A 233-nucleotide genomic window follows, 5' to 3' on the forward strand; every position below is an offset into this window, starting at 1 on the left:
CCCGATCCGGGAGCGCCGAGGCTGATCCGTGCGCCCCGCAACTGGGCGATCGTCCGGATCGGTGAGTCCGCACGCACGGCCAACTGCATGTAGTTCTCGTAGACCCGCCCGATCGCCGTGACCCGCGCGCCCTCGTCGTGGGCACGCACCGCGACATCGGTGAGGGTCAACGCCAGCTCCGCATTCCCCGGCGTCTGCGCGGAGAGATTGGTGACCGACCCCGGGGTGCGTTC

The 233-nt window shown here is 70.4% G+C and carries 1 protein-coding gene; it reads right to left on the reverse strand.

Features of this window, described 5'->3' with window-relative positions; genetic code table 11:
- Positions 1-233, reverse strand: a 233-nt coding sequence (locus NVV99_RS26925; RefSeq protein WP_260783349.1) for a TAXI family TRAP transporter solute-binding subunit, incomplete at both ends; no start/stop codon positions are given.

The sequence above is a fragment of the Rhodococcus sp. PAE-6 genome (assembly GCF_025290685.1).
GTDB classification, from domain to species: Bacteria; Actinomycetota; Actinomycetes; order Mycobacteriales; family Mycobacteriaceae; genus Rhodococcus; species Rhodococcus pyridinivorans.